The sequence below is a fragment of the Effusibacillus lacus genome (genome assembly GCF_002335525.1).
Taxonomy (GTDB): Bacteria; Bacillota; Bacilli; order Tumebacillales; family Effusibacillaceae; genus Effusibacillus; species Effusibacillus lacus.
The window spans coordinates 1-3,584 of sequence record NZ_BDUF01000031.1; the positions used below are offsets into that span (position 1 = coordinate 1).

At 49.9% G+C, this 3,584-nt stretch carries 4 protein-coding genes; all 4 read left to right on the forward strand.

The features are described from left to right. Positions 1 to 197 precede the first annotated feature (197 nt). The 4 genes from EFBL_RS21825 to EFBL_RS07460 all read left to right on the forward strand — a co-directional run bounded on the left by EFBL_RS21825 (position 198) and on the right by EFBL_RS07460 (position 3,424). A complete protein-coding gene (locus EFBL_RS21825) occupies positions 198 to 812 on the forward strand; it encodes a DUF6431 domain-containing protein (protein ID WP_279432760.1) in 615 nt (204 codons plus the stop codon). 189 nt (positions 813 to 1,001) lie between these two features. Next, complete coding sequence (locus tag EFBL_RS07450; RefSeq protein WP_096181516.1) at positions 1,002 to 2,390, forward strand: DDE-type integrase/transposase/recombinase; 1,389 nt, start codon at positions 1,002 to 1,004, stop codon at positions 2,388 to 2,390. Then, positions 2,387 to 3,190 (forward strand): ExeA family protein, encoded by an 804-nt coding sequence (locus tag EFBL_RS07455; RefSeq protein ID WP_096181517.1) that lies wholly within the window; start codon positions 2,387 to 2,389, stop codon positions 3,188 to 3,190. Before EFBL_RS07450 ends, EFBL_RS07455 begins: the two co-directional genes overlap by 4 nt. Positions 3,191 to 3,202: 12 nt before the next feature. After that, on the forward strand, positions 3,203 to 3,424 hold the full coding sequence (locus tag EFBL_RS07460) for a DUF5348 domain-containing protein (RefSeq protein ID WP_231705713.1): 222 nt from the start codon (positions 3,203 to 3,205) through the stop codon (positions 3,422 to 3,424). Positions 3,425 to 3,584: the final 160 nt, after the last annotated feature.

Below are 3,584 nucleotides of genomic sequence, written 5' to 3' on the forward strand. Positions count from 1 at the left end.
TGTTTACCGCCAAACTCTTTGACGGCAAAATACCGAAACTTCGTCACATTGGCTGTCGCCCCAACCTCATATACATTACCGACAATAGCCTAATTGCTACTGTACATTGACGGGAGCATAGGCTATTCTTGTTGCAAAAAAGAAAGATGCCCTCGGTCCTGTTGGCGCGGGATCCCGAGAGCATTCCACAAACTTATATGATTAGAATAGTCTCTTTAGGCCGAACATGCAAGAATTATTTACGTTTGCATGGAAAGGGCCAACCAAATTTGTACATCCATTGCCCACATTGTCACAGGATCATGAATAAACATGGTTGCTACAAGCGGACAGTTGCCACAAAACACCAGGCGATTCAAGTTCCAATCTACCGTTGGTATTGCACAGAATGCAGAAAAACGCTGACTGTACTGCCGGATTTCCTCATTCCTTGGGCTCGATTTGCCACCACCGTTCGGGAATCCGCGATTGTACGCAGATTACAAGGCCTAAGCCTCTCTCAAATTATCCAGGGAGTCGCTTCTTTTGCGGTTGGCATTTCAGCTGCTACCGTGAAACGCTGGTGGAAACGGCATCTGTGTCAAGTCAACCGGGTTTCTCTCTATATGGCAGGAAAATTGGTCGAACGCGGTACCACACAGGATCTTTTCCATCTGTATCCCCGTGGGGTCAACCCTGCCCTAGCAGATACCGCCCATTGGCTCCGTAGTCTTGTTCAAGTATATGCCTCTTACTTCTCCCACGGAATGTATCCACTCCGGGGGTATTGGTGCTGGCTGAATACTCAACTCCCTCACACCGACCTCCTGTAAGGTTCACTTTTTTCCTACTTTCCGTAACCGACAGAGTGTCAGCCGAAAGACATTCGCCTTCTCGAGCGTTGAAATTTTCCAAGTTTTGCTCCCCAACAGCGATTCCTCCCACAAAATATGCTCTCTGCCGGATCTCCTTCTCTCATGCGATACTTCTTTTGATATTCGCAAGGGGAGGAGAAGCCACAGATGGATGAAACAAAACGCCAGGAGATTGCCAACTTTCGATACGGCCTGATTGCTCCTTTGGTCAATCGGAAGTTAGAGCCTGGTCAACAAGCGGAACTGCTTAGAGAAGCTGCGAGCCACACCTACGATATCCCGTACAGTTCCGAAACGAAAGTCAGCATCCGTACGTTAGAGCGCTATTTACAGGCGTACCGTAAAGGAGGCTGGGAAGCCCTCAAACCTTCACCACGAGCAGACAAGCTGCAGTCAAGAGAGATTGCGGAGGACGTTTTGCAAAAAGCGATGGATTTAAAGCGGGAACAACCTGGCCGTAGCGTTCGACAAATCATTGCGATTCTGGAACTGGCACAATTTGTCGAACCCGGAACCATCAAGGAAAGCACCTTATCCAAGCAACTGCGCCGGCGGGGACTGACACGAAAAGCCCTTTTGCAGTCGGAGGCCAATACGTTCCGGCGATTTGAGGCGGAATACCGGAACGCTTGCTGGCAAGGCGATGTCCAGCACACTCTATACTTGCCCCACCCGGACCAACCCGGAAAGAAAAAAATGGCCTATCTGGTCGTATTTATTGATGATTACAGCCGTTATGTAGTACACGGACAGTTCTACTTCGAAGAACGTGTACCGCGCTTGGAAGACTGCTTGAAAAAGGCGATCTTAAAGCATGGCATACCCGAAATGATTTACGTGGATAATGGAGCGATTTATTCTTCCCGCCATTTTGAGCGTATCTGCGGGCGGCTGGGGACTCAACTGAAACATACCAAACCCGGCCGCCCTCAGGGGCGCGGCAAGCAGGAAAAGTTCTTCCGGTTCGTGGACCAAAGCTTTGTTCCGGAAGCGTACGATCTCATCGAGCAAGGGAAAATCCAGACACTGACCGACCTAAACCGATTCTTTTCTGCTTGGCTGGAAGTCGCCTACCACCAGAAAGTACACAACAGTTTTAAGCAACGACCAGCGGACCGATACAAGAAAGATGAGCATCCCATAAGGACAATTCCTCCACACGAACTCGCAGACGTATTTCTGCTAGAGGAGACTCGAAAGGTGGATAAAACCGGCTGTATTTCACTTTTGGGACAAATCTACGAGGTGGACGCCGCTTATGCAGGACAAACCGTACAAGTCCGGTTTGACCCTTATGATCTGACGGAAATCCAGGTCTGGAAAGACGGCAAAAGACAGGAGAATGCCCGTCCGCTTCGTGTGCGAAGTCTTTCTTCCGATAAACGGCAGGAGGAACCCGCCTCGCCTCAGTCGCCACCTAAAACAGGATTGAACTATGTGGAACTCGCTTACGAGGAATACCAGCGTCAGACACGACAAGAGCAAAGCGGTACGCTGCAGGAACTGATGCAGCAACTGGAGGTGAAACAAGGATGATTCGCCATTTCTTCGGGTGGGAGCGGACCCCGTTTACCAAAGAAATCTCCACTGACCACCTCTACTTGTCGGAACGATTCAAAGAGTGCGTGGCGAGACTGCACTATATGGTGAAAACTCGCTCATTTGGATGTGTCACAGGAGACATAGGCAGCGGGAAGTCGACGGCAATCCGATACCTACGCGACCAACTGGACTTGCACAAATACCGTTTCCTCTATCTGTCGGATGCGAATTTACGGCCTCGGGATTTTTACCGGGAACTGCTTCACCATTTCGGGTTGTCCCCGAAATTTCTGCGCAGCGAGGCTAAACGCCAGTTCCAGCATCTTGTCTGGGATTTATATGAGAACCAGAAGAAGGTGGCGGTAGTCGTAATTGATGAGGCTCATTTGCTTCAAGGCGACATGCTGCAGGAGATCCGCTTCCTGACCAATTTCCAAATTGATTCCGTTTCTCCGCTCGCACTTGTGCTGGTGGGGCAGCCGGAACTGCAAGCCACGCTGCAGTTGCGCGTATTTAAGCCGATTACACAGCGAATGAACGTCCGCTTTCATCTGAGCGGTCTTGATCTTCAGGAAACGCGGGCCTATATTGAGCACCAACTCCAAGTGGCGGGCAGCACCCATCCCGTGTTTACCACAGAGGCAATGGATGCGATTCATGCCCATACTCGCGGGATTTCCCGCGAGATTAACAATGTGTGCACGGCATGTTTACTGGATGCCGTATTACGCAAAGACAAGCTGATTGATGCCATGCATGTGGCACGAATTTTGACTGAGTTTAAAGAACAGTGAGGAGAAAACATGGTGAATGAACTGAGATACCGCCCCTCTGCCAAACGATGGCACGCGTACCGGAATGGACTGTATGAATGCCCGTTGCACTGTGGAAATCTGTTGGCAATCCAAATAGGAGATGGGTATTTTCCTTGCCGTCTTGAATTGGATGCTGACTGGTATGTAGAAATTGGGGAAACGAAGCTACGGCTCCATCCCAAAACCGTATACCGGGCCATGCTACTGTTCTAGGTCCGAAAGGAAGGACAAGTCTGTTTCCGGTAGAAACAGGCTTGTTTTCTATTTCAACGGCGCCAGTGAAAAATCCGAATAGGAAACGCCACCGCCATGTCAGTGACAAAACAAATTAGCCCCCGTCATTGTCGGTTCCGAATTTACCGTCAATGAGAGG